General features: G+C 43.6%; 18 protein-coding genes. 6 read left to right on the forward strand and 12 right to left on the reverse strand.

The window, feature by feature from the left end; all coding sequences use genetic code 11:
• Window positions 1-374: 374 nt before the first annotated feature.
• The 3 genes from RA086_RS13030 to RA086_RS13040 form a co-directional block, all read right to left on the reverse strand.
• A complete protein-coding gene (locus RA086_RS13030) occupies window positions 375-818 on the reverse strand; it encodes an Hsp20/alpha crystallin family protein (protein WP_308704206.1) in 444 nt (147 codons plus the stop codon).
• Between the two features lie 101 nt (window positions 819-919).
• On the reverse strand, window positions 920-1258 hold the full coding sequence (locus RA086_RS13035) for a hypothetical protein (protein ID WP_308704207.1): 339 nt from the start codon (window positions 1256-1258) through the stop codon (window positions 920-922).
• 241 nt (window positions 1259-1499) lie between these two features.
• Complete coding sequence (locus RA086_RS13040; protein WP_308704208.1) at window positions 1500-1643, reverse strand: hypothetical protein; 144 nt, start codon at window positions 1641-1643, stop codon at window positions 1500-1502.
• A 164-nt stretch (window positions 1644-1807) separates the two neighbouring features.
• Between RA086_RS13040 and RA086_RS13045 the strand changes: the two genes are divergently transcribed.
• Both RA086_RS13045 and RA086_RS13050 read left to right on the forward strand, forming a co-directional pair.
• Window positions 1808-2446: an SDR family oxidoreductase gene (locus RA086_RS13045; RefSeq protein ID WP_308704209.1), complete on the forward strand. Its 639-nt coding sequence runs from the start codon at window positions 1808-1810 to the stop codon at window positions 2444-2446.
• A gap of 212 nt (window positions 2447-2658) precedes the next feature.
• On the forward strand, window positions 2659-3117 hold the full coding sequence (locus RA086_RS13050; protein ID WP_308704210.1) for a GNAT family N-acetyltransferase: 459 nt from the start codon (window positions 2659-2661) through the stop codon (window positions 3115-3117).
• A 547-nt stretch (window positions 3118-3664) separates the two neighbouring features.
• Here RA086_RS13050 and RA086_RS13055 read toward each other — a convergent pair.
• A complete protein-coding gene (locus RA086_RS13055) occupies window positions 3665-4297 on the reverse strand; it encodes a uracil-DNA glycosylase (RefSeq protein ID WP_308704211.1) in 633 nt (210 codons plus the stop codon).
• Window positions 4298-4533: 236 nt separating this feature from the next.
• Between RA086_RS13055 and RA086_RS13060 the strand changes: the two genes are divergently transcribed.
• The gene (locus RA086_RS13060) at window positions 4534-5655 is read left to right on the forward strand and encodes an NAD(P)-dependent alcohol dehydrogenase (RefSeq protein WP_308704212.1); all 1122 of its coding nucleotides are present in this window, start codon (window positions 4534-4536) and stop codon (window positions 5653-5655) included.
• A 185-nt stretch (window positions 5656-5840) separates the two neighbouring features.
• Here RA086_RS13060 and RA086_RS13065 read toward each other — a convergent pair whose 3' ends face one another.
• The 5 genes from RA086_RS13065 to RA086_RS13085 form a co-directional block, all read right to left on the reverse strand.
• A complete protein-coding gene (locus tag RA086_RS13065; protein ID WP_308704483.1) occupies window positions 5841-6731 on the reverse strand; it encodes a DMT family transporter in 891 nt (296 codons plus the stop codon).
• 178 nt (window positions 6732-6909) lie between these two features.
• A complete protein-coding gene (locus RA086_RS13070) occupies window positions 6910-7602 on the reverse strand; it encodes a VIT1/CCC1 transporter family protein (protein ID WP_407659096.1) in 693 nt (230 codons plus the stop codon).
• A gap of 30 nt (window positions 7603-7632) precedes the next feature.
• Window positions 7633-8310 carry a VIT1/CCC1 transporter family protein gene (locus RA086_RS13075; RefSeq protein WP_308704214.1) on the reverse strand — a complete coding sequence of 226 codons (678 nt, stop codon included), beginning with the start codon at window positions 8308-8310 and terminating at the stop codon, window positions 7633-7635.
• A 200-nt stretch (window positions 8311-8510) separates the two neighbouring features.
• Window positions 8511-9500, reverse strand: a complete 990-nt coding sequence (locus RA086_RS13080; RefSeq protein ID WP_308704215.1) for a choloylglycine hydrolase family protein — start codon at window positions 9498-9500, stop codon at window positions 8511-8513.
• A 91-nt stretch (window positions 9501-9591) separates the two neighbouring features.
• Window positions 9592-11604, reverse strand: a complete 2013-nt coding sequence (locus RA086_RS13085; RefSeq protein WP_407659097.1) for a heavy metal translocating P-type ATPase — start codon at window positions 11602-11604, stop codon at window positions 9592-9594.
• A 410-nt stretch (window positions 11605-12014) separates the two neighbouring features.
• On the opposite strand from RA086_RS13085, the gene RA086_RS13090 reads away from it, so the two are divergent.
• On the forward strand, window positions 12015-12230 hold the full coding sequence (locus tag RA086_RS13090; RefSeq protein ID WP_308704217.1) for a hypothetical protein: 216 nt from the start codon (window positions 12015-12017) through the stop codon (window positions 12228-12230).
• 90 nt (window positions 12231-12320) lie between these two features.
• On the opposite strand, the gene RA086_RS13095 is transcribed toward RA086_RS13090, so the two are convergent.
• The 3 genes from RA086_RS13095 to RA086_RS13105 form a co-directional block, all read right to left on the reverse strand.
• A complete protein-coding gene (locus tag RA086_RS13095) occupies window positions 12321-13685 on the reverse strand; it encodes a PTS sugar transporter subunit IIC (RefSeq protein WP_308704218.1) in 1365 nt (454 codons plus the stop codon).
• A 196-nt stretch (window positions 13686-13881) separates the two neighbouring features.
• Window positions 13882-14652, reverse strand: a complete 771-nt coding sequence (locus RA086_RS13100; protein WP_308704219.1) for a MurR/RpiR family transcriptional regulator — start codon at window positions 14650-14652, stop codon at window positions 13882-13884.
• A gap of 249 nt (window positions 14653-14901) precedes the next feature.
• On the reverse strand, window positions 14902-15333 hold the full coding sequence (locus tag RA086_RS13105) for a CopY/TcrY family copper transport repressor (RefSeq protein WP_308704220.1): 432 nt from the start codon (window positions 15331-15333) through the stop codon (window positions 14902-14904).
• A 229-nt stretch (window positions 15334-15562) separates the two neighbouring features.
• On the opposite strand from RA086_RS13105, the gene RA086_RS13110 reads away from it, so the two are divergent.
• Together RA086_RS13110 and RA086_RS13115 are read left to right on the forward strand one after the other, a co-directional pair.
• Window positions 15563-16210, forward strand: coding sequence for an EAL domain-containing protein (locus RA086_RS13110; RefSeq protein WP_308704484.1), 648 nt, complete (start codon window positions 15563-15565; stop codon window positions 16208-16210).
• A gap of 42 nt (window positions 16211-16252) precedes the next feature.
• On the forward strand, window positions 16253-17383 hold the full coding sequence (locus RA086_RS13115; RefSeq protein ID WP_308704221.1) for a GGDEF domain-containing protein: 1131 nt from the start codon (window positions 16253-16255) through the stop codon (window positions 17381-17383).
• Window positions 17384-17405: the final 22 nt, after the last annotated feature.

Genomic DNA, 17405 nt, shown 5'->3' on the forward strand with positions numbered 1-17405 from the left:
AACTGGTCAACTCCGACGTTAAATAGCGATTGTGATTCAGGCAATAGTAAAGTCAGAATCTGACAAAAAGCCAATTAATATTAGGCTCACTATTTAGCGCAGGGCGGGCTGGATGATGCTCAGTGGTGAAATTTCTCTTTGCTGGTGAACTTCCAGCTTAGAGAAAGCCCGGCTTGTGAGACCGCTTTTTGGCTCACAAACGTGGCCACCACGTTCCAGCATCAGTCCAGACCAACCGGAACGGTAAGCTAAACTGATACTTATAAATATGATAGCTGCGAAGCACTAATCTCACACTTTTATCACAGCTACCGGCCATGAAAAAAAGACGGTGCCCCAAGTCTAACAACTCGGACCACCGTCTTAAACAATTTTTATTGAATTTCAATGTGATGCGTATCAGCCGCAGCCTTCTTTGGCAAAATCAACTTCAACACACCATCTTCATAATGAGCTTCAATCTTCGAAGCATCAACATCTGGTAGTGCGTATTGGCGACCAAAGCGACCCGTCCGACGTTCGCTGGCAATCATATTACCATCTTTATCGCTGTCATCGCTGATGCTATCGCGCTTAACCGCAATAGATAGATTGCCGTCACGATACTTCAAAGCAATGTCGTCCTTCTTAATTCCAGGAACATCGACGTGCATCTCATACTGTTCATCATTTTCTTTGATATCAGTTTTCAATACCGCGCTGTTACCAAAGTTACCTGAAAACGACCGTTCCAATCCATTTACTAAATCGTCCATTTTTGTTAAATCATTAAATCGATCAAATAAATCATTGTGCCAATTCATCATATCGTTAGCCATATCTAAATCACCCTTTCAACTTGATTACAATTTCTATCCTAAACATTTGAGTCATGAATGCAAGCATTTAGCACTCAATGTAAGTGAGTGCTAAATTCAACTTATTCCACTTGATAGGTACTCATGTCGACCGGAATAATTCGAACCACTTTATGCGGCGTAATCGTTATATTTTTAGTAGAACTTTGCCGCGGCCAGTGCGACTGTGGTCGATCCGCCAATTCAAGGCCAACCAACATCCGAATCCGATCCAAAATATCGGGCACGGCATACGCGTTGTTCCCTTGATTAAACGATGTCTGCAACATATTAATCTCAACTTGTAAGTGTTGATCATGATAACTGAACGTGACTGGCACATACACCAAGTCGGCGGTTGCGTTCGTTTCTTGTGCCAAAGTCTGATCCAGCGTGGCAATAAAGGCTGTGAATTTATCCATGCAAGCCACCCCCATCCATTGCTAATATTATACAGCGACCACCACAGAACAACCATCTTAATGCTGAAAAATAACGCCTTACGGTCAAAATGATTCATTTGCAGGCATTGCAACTTATTGTTCCAGCGTCCAATCAAGCCAGCTAAAATGATTAACGCTACTTTTTACTCAATTTATGACAAAAAAATAGATCAACCGCCGATTAGGGTCGTTGATCTATCTTCGTGATGAACGTCAGAAATTAGTTATTAGATAATTTCTTAGCATCTTCATCGATCGTTTCGAAACCGGAAACGCCGTTCTTCTTCTTTGGATGCTTTGCACGTTCTTCTTCAGCTTTTTGAATCATAGCCTTTTTTTGTTCTTTGCTAAGCTTTTGTGCCATGAGACTCGCCTCTTTCTTTTGGTAAACGGATTCATCATCCGCTACAAGACCATTATAGTGCTATTTGTCAAAAGTGTCACAGATATGCCCGAAAAGATTTAAAACCTTCTACTTGCATTCTGTAATTATAAGATTTACAGTTGAATTATTCAGGAGGGGATATCATGACAAAAGTACTAATTCTCGGGGCTGCGGGCCAAATTGCGCGCTTAGCTGAACAACAATTTCTTGCAGATTCCCAAGTAGAACTCACACTTTACTTACGAAATTCACAACGAGTTGCCGACTTGAAATCGGACCAGGTTCAGATCATCGACGGCGATACAACCGATGCTGCTAAGCTGACCAAAGCCATGCAAGGCCAAGATGTCGTATACGCTAACTTAGCTGGTCAAAATATCAAAGTTCAAGCAGAGACCGTTTTGAAAGCGATGCACACTGCTGGTTTGAAACGACTCATCTGGATCTCCACCTTGGGCATCTATGATGAAGTACCAGGTAAATTTGGCGAATGGAACAATGCCACTTTGGGGAGTTATTTAACCCGCTATTACAGTGCTGCGGAAGTTCTAGAAAATTCTGACTTGGACTACACCATTATTCGCCCAGCTTGGCTAACGAATAAAGATGAAATCGATTATGAAACGACCAGTCGTCATGACGCCTTTAAAGGCACCGAAGTTTCTCGGAAGAGTATTGCTGCGCTAGTCGTTAAGCTTGCCAAAAATCCAAGTGAATCAGTACGTGACTCACTTGGTGTTAACAAACCTAATACCGATGGCGATAAACCTGCTTGGTATTAATAAATTTATAACATGGTTAAAAATAAGCCGCTGTATTTCAGACGAAATACCGGCTTATTTTTTAATTTATTTTTCATTTTTGACCTGATAAAATCAACGTTTTGAAATTCTGGACCTTTCAAGTTGACGGCTTGAAAATGAGGTGTTAAATTGTAGACTCGTTTTGAAAAAATCTTGGATTTTCTGATCCATTTTTCAAGGAGGCACCACCTATGAATTTAAAATGGTTTGTTAAAAAGTTTAACGGTCTGACGACCATCCAACTCCACGATATTTATCAATTACGTGCCAAGACCTTTGTCCAAGAACAAGCGCGTAGCTACCAAGATCCTGATGATACGGATTTGGAAGCTCGCCATGTCTTTGCCTACGATGGCGATCAACTGGTGGCTTACGCCCGTATCTATGAACATGATGGCCTGGTCACCTTTGGTCGCATTACCACCGATAGCAGTTATCGTGGTACCGGCTTAGGCAAGATGCTCATGAACCATGTCATGGCAATTCTTAAGGTTCACTACGCGACCGCCACGATTGAAATCGATGCTCAGACGCAAGTTCAGAAATTTTACGAAAAATTCGGTTTAACCACGCAAGGTGAACCTTTCACAGACCTCGGCGCGGAAGTCATTAAAATGCAAGCACCAGCCCGCGCGTTGGTCCTCGCTTAAAACTAAGTCCAGCTAATCATTGACTAGCTGGGCTTTTTTGTAACCATTCATCTGGTCAACTATTGTTACGCTAGCACCAGCACAATTGTTCACGCAACAACCGATTAAAACGGACCACATAGGCCTTGTGAAAACGTTTAAAATAGGATTGCTGTCGTGTGATAAGTGGCGGTATAATAAGGCTTAGCAAAATCTTATCCCGCTAATAATAAAGGTGGAACTCTGATGAAAAATGATGATGACAGCTTAATAGTAATTTTGACTAAATTAGTCGTGCTGATTCCAGCAACTGCATTTGTGATCATGTTAATTATTGGCGTGATAATGTCTTAACGCATGATCTGACGTGTTTGTAGCGACTAGTAACAGGCTGTTAAGAGTCTGGGACAAAACCCCAGACTCATTTTGGTATTCCTAATATTTATAGCCGAAACGTGGAACAAAAGGCTGCGACCTCCGCTTAGCTACGAAAGTCAAACGATTGAAAATACCAATCATTCGACTTTCTAGGCTATGCTCGGTAGCAAAACGCCTTTTGTCCCACTCTTTATTTGTCGTGATTTTCGGCTAAATAATGTTTCAGCGCGACTAAGTCAGCATCAACCGTGGGTAAAATTCGCTTAAATCGGCGGCTGTACGATGGATGATATAACGGAAAGATAGGATAAACCGTCGCTGACCAATCGAATTTTTGTGTCACCGTTGACCAACGTCGAATCGGCGACTTCAATAATTGACCGTGAACGGCGCTGATTTTCACTTTAGGGCCCAGTAGTCGTTGTAACCCAGTATTGCCTAGTGGCACTAAAACGTGGCCTGTGAGTTGTGCGAGCTCAGAATCCAACAACGGTGCACTTGCGATGACTTCAGCACGGGTTGGACGACGGTCGCTTTTACGGCCGGTGGCACCGAGTTTGTAAGGTCGCGAACGAACGGCCCCGGTTAAATACACCTGATCACGGGTCAAACCGAGCTTTGCGAGCCAACGATCTAACTCGGTTCCCGCCGGTCCTTGAAAAGGATGCCCTACTTCTGCTTCCACCTTGCCTGGCGCCTCCGAGACCATTACGATCACTGGATCTAAGGCCCCTTCACCAGGCACGAAGCCTGCTAACTGATCAAATTGTTTTAACAGTGCGCGCCCTTGAGCTTGCTGCGCCGCCGTCAATAAAGTTGCCATAATGCCATCCCTCCACTTCGTTTGAAATCAATTTAACCCCAATAATGACCGTCGTCAAATGTACAGGACTTTTGTACCAAATATACAGGTTCACCCTCTAAAATCCCGTTTCATCAATGTTTTTGCTTAATTGGCCTTTTGTTAGCTAGACTTGATGAATTTTGTGTAATGTGTCACAATGTAAATTGTAAGCGGTTTACATACTAATTAAATTTTAAAAGTGAGGCACTAGTATTATGAAAATTAAAGCTGCTGTTGTTGATAAAGTTAACGACCCATTTGTCATTAAAGATGATATTGAATTGGCTGAGATGGGCCCAACCGATTTACAAGTTAAGCTAGTCGCAAGTGGTATCTGTCACTCTGACGAAGCCATCCGTAAAGGAGATGCTTCCTTAGGCTATCCAGTTATTCTTGGTCATGAAGGCTCTGGGATCGTTGAAAAAGTTGGCCCACAAGTTAAAAACTTTAAAGTTGGCGACCATATTGTCATGTCTTTCTATGCAGACGGGACTTGTGACAACTGTCTCAAAGGTATGCCAACGAAGTGCCGGAATTATGCTGACTATAATTTGAGCGGGACTCGTCCTGACGGCAGTGATCATTTCCAAGAAAATGGTCATCATGTCAGTGATATGTTCGATCAATCCTCGTTCACGACACATACCGTCATTGACCAACGTAACGCAGTTAAAGTTGATAAAGACTTAGACTTACGGCGCTTAGGGCCTTTAGGCTGTGGCTACGTTACCGGTAGTGGGACAGTGTTAAATAGCCTGCAACCACGTCCTGGGCAGACAATTGCCGTCTTCGGGACTGGCGCCGTTGGTTTAGCTGCAATGATGGCCGGCAAGATTTCTGGCTGTACCGAAGTAATCGCCGTTGATATCGTGGATTCACGGTTATCTTTGGCGAAAGAACTCGGCGCAACTCATACCATCAATAGCAAAAATGAAGATCCAGTGGCAGCTATCAAGAAGTTGACTCATGGCTATGGCGTTGACTTTACAGTTGATACGACTGGGGTTGAACCCGTCATGATTTCCGCTATTCAGGCTTTAGCACAAGGTGGGACCGCCGCATTGATTGCCGTCACCGCTAAAAATATTACGATCAGTTCTTGGAATGACCTTTGTGTCGATGATAAGAAAGTCATCGGTGTCAACATGGGGGATGCCATTCCTCAAGTCGACGTGCCTCGTCTGATCGACTTTTACAAGCACGGCATGTTCCCATTCGAAAAGACTGAAAAGTTCTACAAATTTGATCAAATTAACGAAGCCAACGCTGATTCTGTCAGTGGTAAGACCATCAAACCGGTTTTAATCATCGACGAAGATTACCAACCAGAAGCTTAGGCTAAATTTGCCACTTCGGTTCGTCTAGACGTCCTTATCGCAAAAGCTTTGAACTAATCTAAAAAGAAGGCTAGTAACTACTCGGATTATCGAGCACTTACTAGCCTTCTTTTTGTTAATACACCTTAACAAAATACCACCAACACCGAGTTACAGTCAGCAATATTTTAGCGTCATTAAGACATTTAGTCCAAACTTGGATCACTGCGGAAACGTTGTAAAATATAAATCGCAAAAACAACTAATACCGAGCCGATAATCTCAACAACACTGACTTTTAAGCCCAAGAAAATAATACTCAAAATAAATGTGACCACCGGTTGGACCGCATCCACGATACTAACGACCGCTGAAGGAGCAAATTGGAGGCTGTGTAATAAAGATAGAAACGCAAAAATCGTGCCAATCAAGACGATCGCCCCAATTGATAAAACTAAACTGGGGGTTACCTTGGGCGCACCTTGCCAAAGCGGATGATAGAGGTTAAACAGAAAACCCGCAATCAGGGTTCCCCAACCGAGAATTACGACGGGTGAATTTTCAGCCACAATTTTCCGTGGTAAGACCACATACAATGCCGCTGTCACGCCAGACAGCACACCCCAAACTAGCGCATCCATTGGAATCGCTAGTTCATGAATGTTACCACGAGTAATCGCCAGAAATACCCCTAACAATGACACACCAAAAGCAATCATATCCGTCCGTAAGGGTAATTCACGCTTGAAAGCTAACGTCCCTAAGACAATAAAAAGTGGGCTCAAATATTGCAAAATCGTTGCGGCTGCGGCCGTCCCTTTTTCAATACTGACATAGAAGCTATACATATTGGCCATCAAGCCTAAGGTCGCGTACGCTACTAGCTGCCCCACTGACGCCCAAGAACGAAAGACCTTGAAGATTCCCCGACCTTGTTGTACTGCCCCAATGGCTAATAAAATCACGCCAGCAGATAAGGTCCGAACCGATAGGAACCAATCAGCTGGAATGGCTTGATTTTGCGAAACAAATTGCATCACCGTTCCAGAAATCCCCCAGAGTGTGGAGGCTAACATCGCCCACATGATGCCTTGCATGTAACGACTGGTAGTTTTTGTTTTCAATTCTCGTTTACCCCTGTTTATAGATTAATGGCAATATTATACCGGGGCTTGATTAAAACTCACTGAAAATTTTAGGCCGATTTTCAATAAAAAAAGACGGATTCTAGCAATTTTGCCAAATCCGTTTCATCAATTATTTTATATTGATATTTTAGAATAACGTCCCGACATAATAGTGAATAAACATCGTAATAATCCCGACAATCACATTACGTGTCATCGCAGTCTTGATATTACCTTTACCTAATACCGCTGATAAATAACCAGTCAAAGCGACCGATAAAGAAACCGCCATGATGGTTCCAGGCCATTTAAGCGCAGTCGGTAAAAAGGTCATCGCAACTAATGGGAAAATCCCACCGGCCGATGCGGAGAACAATGATGAAAACGCCGCATCCCAGGGATTCATATAGTGTCCAAGCTTCATATCGTATTTAATGCTAACGACCGTTTCCAAGGGTTTCTTAGCTAAAAGGTCCTTAGCAATTTCCAAAGCGGTTCCTTCGGTGACTCCCAGTGTCATATAGTGGCGCTTAACGGCCGCAATTTCGTTGTCAAAATCGGTTTTTAACAACTGACGTTCTTTCTCAACGACGGCTTTTTCAGTATCCTTTTGGGTACTAACGGAGGCGTATTCGCCTGACGCCATGGAAAACGCGCAGGCAAGTAAGTCGGATAACCCGGCGATAAAAATGGTAAATTGATTGCTGGTTGCCGCCGCAACACTGAATAGCACTCCGACAACGGTTAAGATCCCATCATTGGAACCCAAGACCCCGGCCCGCAACGTATTCAGCTTTTCATCCATCGTTTGTTTGGACTTATCGGGCTTCGTTTTTGACATAATCATTTGCTGACTTCCTCTCAATTAGCACTACGCGAATAAGTGACCGATGAAGTAAGTCACTAACATCGTCAACAAACCAGAAACCACATTCCGAAACACACTGTGCTTCCGGTCGGCATTCCCCAAAATGGCCGCCGAATAACCAGTGATGGCTAACGCAATTGCAACCGCAACGACCGTCGCCAAAATTTTTATCCGTGGTGGGAAGAAGGTAATCGAAACCAGCGGTAAAATTGAACCAGTTGGGAATGAAATCATTGATGCAATTCCCGCAGCATAAGGGCTGATAAATTCATTTGGATTGAACCCGTAACGTTCGCGGACGGTCGTGACTAAGGCATCATCCTTCATCATTTCTTTAGTCGCTTGCTGGGCTAACGGTGCACTAATCCCCTGATCCACATACTTCTGTGTCACCATGGCACTTTCACCATCATAGTCATTTGCCAACGCTGTTTTTTGCCGTTTGATAGCCATCTTTTGGGCATCCTTTTGCGCATTAACCGAGACATATTCACCCATGGCCATTGAAATGGTCCCAGCCAACATCCCAGCTAGTCCTGAAATCAGGATAGAATAACTGTTGGTCGTTGCACCGGCAACCCCAACAACGATACCGGCAACGGATAGAATCCCATCATTTGCACCCATGACACTCGCGCGTAAAATGTTGACACGTTGTGCTAAGGTCATTTTTTGTTTCATAATTGTTAACCCCCATTAGCTACTTTGTAATGGTTCTTACCTAGTAGATGTTATTCCTTTTCCCACTGAATTGCAAGTTGTTCTTATTAAAAAAGTTATGTGTCCCTAACTTCGTTTCAAGTGTACCATCAATCGCATTGTTTTGTTAATCAAACTCGACAAAAAAACGCCTAACCTTAATTGGTTAGACGCTATATTGGTTAATTAACTGCTTTAAATTGTTGTTGACCCGCAAGTGCGTATTCCGTCGGTGTATCGGCGGTCATCACTGCTTCGGTCAAAGCAACCCGGGTAATCGTTTGATCATTGTAGGGCTGCATGTAAAATGCTGGTTCATTCATACTCATGTAAGCGCGATATTGCGTGTAATCATCGGAACCATCCGCCTTAACTTTAACTCCCTTGGGAATCTCAACCGAATTCAGCATGTGTGATAACGTATTAACCGCCGCTGCATCCGTATCAACTGTCTCCGTATGTTCACGGTTAAAGACGGTTCGAATAAAGCGGGATGGCGAGGTGTAATCGCCCGGCATGCCTAACGCGCCCGTCCCAGGACCAAAGGCATTCACCGTTAAGTCACCATATTGACGGCTCGCGGTATGTGGCATTGGTTGGAGTTCCACGTAGTTGCTCAAGTTCTTCAGATGCCAGTCAAAATCAGGTGAATTTGTCATGACACCGACTGGATTCTTCATATAATGCATGCCATCAGCTTCCTGTTCCAAGACGAACGTTTCGCCTTGGCGGTCACTAATGATCCAATGCAATGGCACAACAATGTTCAATAGTGGCGCAGCTGATTCCGTAATCGTTAAATCTGCAAGACGCTGACTTAGTTCAGCCGTACTCTTCACATTACCCAAAATCCACATCACAACTTCGTGTGGGGCCAAATTAATTTGACCCTCAACCGGTTCAGCCGCATAGTGGGCTTGACCAGCGAAATACAAGGCAGCAGCGCTAACGCCATATTCATTGACGCCGTCAACTAGGATATAACCATTCAGATCCCGTCCAGTCCCCGCAAAGCTATAAGGTGCATCAAAACCTGTTGCATTCGTCACACTCGTAAAATGATGTTGCCGGGGAATTACGACCGGCCGACCACCGAGCTCAAAGCCAAAATCCATTGTCCGGGCTAAAAACTGATCACCACCCGACGTTTGATACGTTAAACTTGTACACATGGGACTCACTTCCTTGATTTAAATAAGACTATTTTAGCACCTAAACCAAGGAGTTACACGCATTTACGACAATTAATTTACGGCCATCAGTTTATTTTCTAAGCCGCAAGGTCATCGCATTAATCGCCACGATCACGGTACTTAGTGACATAACCACCGCACCGACCATAGGGTTCAAAATAAATCCGATAGGTGCTAAGATGCCGGCAGCTAGTGGAATCGTGATGACGTTGTAACCAGCACCCCACCAGAGGTTCTGTGTCATTTTCCGTGTCGTTTGACGAGCCAATTCTAGGAATTCTACCACGTCATTAGGATTACTCTTGACTAAGACGATATCAGCTGAATCAATCGCAACGTCGGTCCCAGAACCAATCGCCACACCGATATCCGCTCGTGCCAAACTTGGCGCGTCATTGACACCATCACCGATCATCATGACACGACTGCCATCGGCTTGGTACTTTTGAACTAATTTTGCTTTATCTTCTGGTAAAAGACTAGCGTGAACTTCAGTGATACCAAGTTGTTTCGCAACGACTTGCGCACTTTGTTCATTATCACCAGTTAACATCACTGGCGTAATCTTTTGTGCTTTCAAGCTATCAATTAAGTTCTTCGATTCAGGCTTAATTTGATCCCCTTGGGCGACGTAACCAAGAACCTGTTGGTCTTGAACCAAGAAGCTTACTGAGTTCCCAGCGGAGGCCAAACGATTAAATGTTGCTTGATCATAAGCCAACTTCTGCCGATCCAAATAGGCCGCTGAAACGATTTGATACGTTTGACCAGCAACTGTCCCACTCAAACCAACACCAGTAATCTGATGACTGTCCGTTACTTCGGCCGCAGTCAATTTTTTAGCTTTGGCAGCTTTTAGAATACCAACTGCGAGCGGATGACTGGACCCATTTTCCAAGCTAGCCATGATCTTCAAAACATCGTCGGCTTTAACTTGTGGCTCTAAGCTTTGATATTCAGCGACTTTAAAGTTCCCAGCTGTTAACGTCCCAGTTTTATCCATCAAAGCGTAATTCAACTTTTTCACTTGTTCCATAGCGTCCCGATTCCGAATCAATAAGCCGTGGCTAGCCGCAATCGCAGTACTCCGCGCAACGACCAGTGGAATCGCTAACCCTAAAGCATGTGGGCAGGCGATGACTAAGACCGTGACCGCAATGGACAATGCAAGCGCTAAGTTACCGACTAACAACCAAACAATAAAAGCGACAATGGAAACGGTCAGCGCCGCGTAGAACAATAACCCAGCGACCCGATCGGCCATATTTTCTTGTGATGACTTCGCTGCTTGGGCATCTGTCACTAACTTCATGACTTGTGCTAAATAACCCGTTTCGCCAGTCCCAGTAACACGCATTTCAAAGGTACCTTCACCGTTAACTGAACCACCAACGACTTTGGCATCCGTTTGTTTTTCAACTAACCGCGCTTCACCAGTGACCATCGCTTCATTGACACTAGTATTACCACTAACAATGACCCCATCAGCTGGGATCTTTTCCCCAGCACGAACTTGGATATGGTCATCTTTAACTAAATCCGCAATAGCAACATCCTGTGTTTCACCATTTACTAATTTGTGCGCCGTGCTTGGTAATAACTTAGCTAAGTTATCAACCGCAGAGCCCGCATTCATCACGGTGTTCATTTCAATCCAGTGCCCTAACAACATGATGTCAATCAAAGTTGCTAATTCCCAGAAGAAATCAGTCACTTGCGGCGTGGCATGCATGATGTTGTTCGCAACGACCGCGTAGATACTATAGACAAACGCAACGCCGATACCCATGGCAATCAAGGTCATCATGGCTGGCTTTTTATTCTTTAGTTCTGCTTTGGCACCGCTAAAGAATGGTTGTCCACCATAGATAAAGATCACGGTCCCAATCAGTGCCACGAGGTAATCCGACCACGGGTGAAAAATTAGTTGGAATGGCAATTGCATTCCCATCATCGGACTCATCAAGAGAATTGGCAACGTTAAAATCAAAGAAACCCAGAACTTTCGTTTCAAGTTCCCCATGTGCATCATTTGGCCGCCACCCATATCCATGTCCATATTTGACATGTCCATGTTACTCATATCTTTATCTTGATCCTTTTTTGACTGATCCATTTGACCCATCTTATTCATTTCTGATTTATTCATCGTAACAACCTCCCCAACAAATGCTCTTATGTCGTTTACATTTGTAATTTATGGTTAAAGTTTACAATCGTAAACGATAAATGTCAAGTCTTGGCCTCATAAAAATTTAAATTATTTGGCCGCTGACGGGAGTATTATGGTTAGCAATTGGCCAACGACACGGCATCACAGGATTTGACCGGTTTGTCAATTGAGCATCATTACCCAAACGATTCACGAAAACATTCCATAGAATAAGTGCCGTAAAGACCTTGTTCAAACCAAATTTTGCTCCTATACTGATTATATTGAGGATTTAAGAAAACGCTTACTTTTATAACTATTTTCTAACTGAGGTGAGTTTCATGAATAGTCTTATCTTCCAAATAATCATCTGTTTGGTATTGGTACTCCTTGGTGCTTATCAAATCAATGCTTCAACAAAGTACTTTCGGCAATTGAAACTCGCGGGTAATGCGACCACTTCAAATTTTGCCTTACTGGCTTTGTGGGACGGCTTTATCTTTGGCTTAATTTTCATATTAGGTGGCATCTCAATGATGCTAGGCCTATATGCTTAAACGCCAGTAAAACAGCCACTCACAACAAAAGCCCGTCACGCTTTCGAAATCCGCGTGACGGGCTTTTGTTATCATATCGATTATTAAAATTTAATTCGTTTCAACACCTTCACCGGTAGTATCGCCATCGGTTTCGGCTTGTAACTTAGCTTGTTCTTGTTTGTATAAAATAGCATCTTGCTTGCGGGCGAATGGCCAGTAAACGAAGAACGAACCAACAATCATCCCAGCTTGCCAAACAGCGGTTCGCCAGTCACCAACTAATAGACCAGAAATAATTGGCGGCGTGGTCCATGGCACCATGGGTCCGCGGAAGTATGGGATAATCCCAAACTTGATGGCGAGATAAGTCGCTCCCATCGAGATAGCTGGCATCAAGATAAATGGTGCTGCCAAAATTGGGTTCATGACGATCGGTGTCCCGAACAAGACTGGTTCGTTAATGTTGAAAATCCCAGTCCCAATACCTAAACGACCAATTGATTTCATTTGTTGTGACTTTGCAAAGAAGACCATGAACACAACTAAGCCAAAGGTCATCCCAGAACCCGTTACCGTCCCAAACTGGTCAAGTAATGATTGCGTGACAATGTGACCACCGTTGCTAGCAGAAGCAATGTGTCCAGCAGCCGTAATCTTAGCATTCGCTAAAGAGTTCGCTTGCAATAATGGTCCCATGATCCCGCCAATAATAACGGCACCGTGAACCCCAAAGAACCAGAATAATGGAATGAGTAACGCAATAATTAACATCCCACCAAAAGTATCCGTTAACCCTTGTAATGGGGTTTGAACAACTTTGTAAATAAATTCAACTAAAGTAGTATTGCCGAAGACGTCGAACAAGCCGTAAACGACTAACCAACCAACGGTAATTGCCGTTGCTGGGATTAAAGCGGTAAAGGAACCCGCAACCGCAGCAGGAACTTGTTCTGGTAATTTGATTCGAATGTCGCGCTTTAAGAACCATGAATAGATCCAGCCGGAAACCAAACCAATTAAAATAGCTGCAATCATGCCTTGGCCGCCTAACCAAGTCCGATCAATCATCGGCACTTGAGCAGCTTGGGCTGCGGTGACCGCAATCTTACCATTGATCATAATGGCAGTTGTGGGCCGCTGAATAATTAAGAAACTGACTAACGCGGTTAATCCCGCTGGCATCGCATCAAAGCCGTCATCTTTAACCCAGGTATACGCAATCCCGGAAACCGCAAAGATTGACATAACCCCGAATGACGCATTGTAAATCTGCATACAAATCGCTGACAGTCCGGTCTTAGTCATCCACGCTGCCCAAGAAGCTACTGGCAACGAGGCTAAGATCAAGAACACTGAGCCAATCATAATAAATGGTAAGGTGAAAAGCATCCCATTTTTCAGAGCAGTGATGGCTTTGGTGTTAACGAACTTCATTATTGGTGGCAAGATTTTGTTGTTCATAAAATCGCCCATAATTGAACACCCCTCCATGTATAATTGCAAAATAAGCACGAACCCTGACTGGCCAGTCGGCTTCTGTATCCGCTTTCATTTACAACTATACCGAACGCCACCAGCTTTGAACAGGCTTAACGGCGCTAAAAAAACAGGTGCTATAAATATAACCTGTCACAAAAAAGTAACTGGTTACATTTTAGGGCAGCAGTCCCTACTGTTCGGCGTTTGCGCGCCGGGCGGCTTGTAGCTTATGGGTCTTGTGCATGATTTGTTCCATCGTCAAAACGACCGGAACTTGGGTCGTTAGATCAACATCATCATTCACCACATCACGGACTTCATGCGCATTATACGCAATGTTAACATCTGACAAACGTGCCAGCGTTGAGATCGCCGTATTCGTAATCGACACAACTTTGGCACCGAGTTCATGGTAAAACTGAGCTTGCTTAAGCACTTGTTCACGTTCACCAGAAACCGACACATCAACCAAGACGACATTTTCCGCATGGCGTAATTTCGCTGGTTGTGGTTGAAAAGGATCAACAATTGATAAAGTGTACAGGCCTAAGTTAGCAAGTAAGCGCGCCCCATATTGGGCAAAGGTTCCACTAGTTCCAATGCCGAAAAATAAAATCAAATCAGCATCGACCATCATTTCTGCCACTTGTTGCACATGATCTTGATAAGTTTGATCGTTGAAACGGCTCAAAAATTCGTTGACTGAATCCACGACCCGCGTCATTTTCGGTTGTTCAAGCTTTTGATGAGCAAGATCGCGCTTAATCACATATTTCAATTCCATAAAGCCATCCAGTCCCACCTTGTTGCAAAAACGTAAGACTGTCGTCGTTGAGACATGACTCTTGTTCGCCAAGTCGCGTATCGTCATGCCCATCACGGCACTTTTATTTTGAATAATATAATCATAGACCGTTAGCTCTAATCGATTTAAGCTTTCAATTTCCTGATAATTAAACACAGGTTGTTTTCCCCCTTTTGACCTGCTATCATCATACCATTTTAAGCGCTTAATAATTGGCAAAACGAGCATCGAATCAAGGCAGCTTATTACCACAGTATCACCCCTTGATGTCTCACAACGCTACCCTGAATTTCTTGTGCCACACTTCGATGATAAACATTAGGATGAGAAAAGGCGTCTAAGAAAAAATCTTAGACGCCTGCTTTACTAATTTTTCTTACCTTGACCAGCACTAACAACAATCATTTAGCATTTCATTTCACCGGGTAAACAGTCACAGTCGACTGTTTCTGGCGCAGTTTTTGCTTTTTCAGTCAATAAGCCTTGTAGACTATTGATATCACTCTGGCTCAAAGTCAATTGATCAACTAGATCCGTTAAGGTTTGACCAACACGCATCTGACACAAATGACCAAATAACGTTGTCACAGCTTCATCCATCGACGGCTGTTCTGCGACGGTCGGATAATACGTGAAGGCGCGGCCGTTCTTTTCGGCTCGGAGTGCGCCTTTCTTAATGAGTCGACCTAACAGGGTTTTGACGGTGGCTGTTTTCCAGCCCATTTTTTCAGCCATAATTTCAGCCATCTGACTACTGGTCACACTGCCTAAAGTCCAAGTCACCCGCATGACTTCCCATTCTGCATCACTAATTTCCAACTTTGTCTGTGCTACCATTTGATTAGCCACCTTTCAAACCACCTTTAATTTAGTTCCATTCCTAATATTTAATATAGTTTACATCCGTAAACGATAAAATGCAAGCCTAAAACCCGCTAAACCGGTCGTATAACCATCGACTAGTCACGGTCAACTTATTGAACCGAAATGCGATGTATATTACAATTAGTTTAAACTGATTTACCCACTAAATCACGTATTTTTGTTGTCAAAGGAGGAGATTATTATCTATAAATTCTTTGTTCAGCCGCAAGTCGATGAAACAGACCACTCAATTTATGGTTACGAGGTCTTGTTACGAAAGCGACAAAAGGACACTTGGACGTTACCCACTAATTTTTCTGAAATTTCACTGGATGATCAAGCTAAATTATTGGAACAAACGGCCGCTGCCTTAAAAACTTCCCTGACCAACAAAGTCATTGCATTCAACTTGAATCATGATCAAATTGAGAACCCACTAACTTTGGGGGTCATCGTGGCTTTGAAGAAACGGATCAATCCTTCCGCCTTAACCATCGAGCTTACCGATGCGCCAACCCTGGAAGAAGTTCAACGTTACAGTATCCTATTACATCAAAACGGGATGCAATTGGTCTTAGACGACGTCGGAACTGGGACCAACACCTATGAAAACATTAAAGATGCCCTCCCATACGTTGACCAAATTAAATTTGCCATGCAAAATTTGCGCATGAGTGGCGAGGCTAACCAAATTCCTGAACTACTCGCTTTTTGGACGAAAATTGCTCGCAACTACCGTTTAGATATGGTTCTTGAAGGTGTTGAGGATCAACATGACCAAGCCCTCGCGGCAAAATTTGGGATTAAGATCCATCAAGGTTATCTTTATGGTAAACCGATGCCTGCCTAACATCGATTACAACTAGTTTATAGGCAGATGGAGGCCAAACTCATGACACTAACGCATTGGTATGTCCCATCGTTAGTAACCAGTGTTTTTTTCTTACTTGGCATGATTACCCTATATTGGAATTTAGCCGACCGCGCCATTCGCTACTTCGAAAAGCGTGGTAAAAAATTCGATAAAGAAGGCGTCCGCACCATGGTCGGAATTATCTACATGGCCGCGTTCGTCTTACTACTCCAGCTGATTGTTAGTCACCAAACCACGACCTGGGTCTTCATGAACTTCCAGTTATTCGCCGTTGTTTTTGTCAGTTATTTTCTATTACTTGGCATCAAGCTCTGGCAATGGGTCGTGACCGCCATTCTCTTCATGTTGATCAATGGCACAATCACGGAAACATTATCTTGGCTCTATACTTTTATCTTTGTGGCGTTTTTCTTCATTATGAAGTTACTCAAACGGCGCAAACACTATGATCACTGGGATTTCGTTAAATATATCGTTGTTGCTATGGCGTTTTCAGCAGCGCTATGGGTCGTTGTAGCGTTTCGATTGCACTTAACGGTTAACATCGTCTTAGCCGAATTGCTGTACATGTTTATCATGCTCGTCATCGTCTACTTTTACGTGAACTTACTCTACCGAGATGCCGCAACGTTAGCTCAATTAACTTACAATACGAACTTTGATGAGTTAACACATGCGAAAAACTTCTTCGCCTTTCGCACGACCTTTGGCAAGAGTTTCGAAAATCAACGTACCGAAGACCGACCGTTCAAGGTGATGCTCTTTGATATTGACCATTTTAAGTCAATCAACGATACGTATGGTCACTTAGCTGGCGACTATGTGCTGGAACGTCTGGCATTACTCATCGAAAAGTATCTGCAAAGCGTTGATAAGGAGCTAGTGCTCTATCGCACTGGTGGCGAAGAGTTCACGATTTTGTTCGATGACTATGACTTGGCGACAGCCCGTGTTCATGCCGAAAAGATCGGTGAACTGATTCGACAAGCCGCGTTCAAATATGAGGATCAAGCGATTCATTTGAGTATCTCAATTGGCTTAACGCAACAACATCCTGATGATGAAGACAGCACCACGCTTTATAAACGGGCAGACGGCTATCTGTATCACTCAAAAAATAATGGCCGTGATCAAGTCACCGCGAAATAAGGCAGGCTTCATTTACCGCGAC

The organism is Lactiplantibacillus brownii, from assembly GCF_031085375.1.
Taxonomy (GTDB): domain Bacteria; phylum Bacillota; class Bacilli; order Lactobacillales; family Lactobacillaceae; genus Lactiplantibacillus; species Lactiplantibacillus brownii.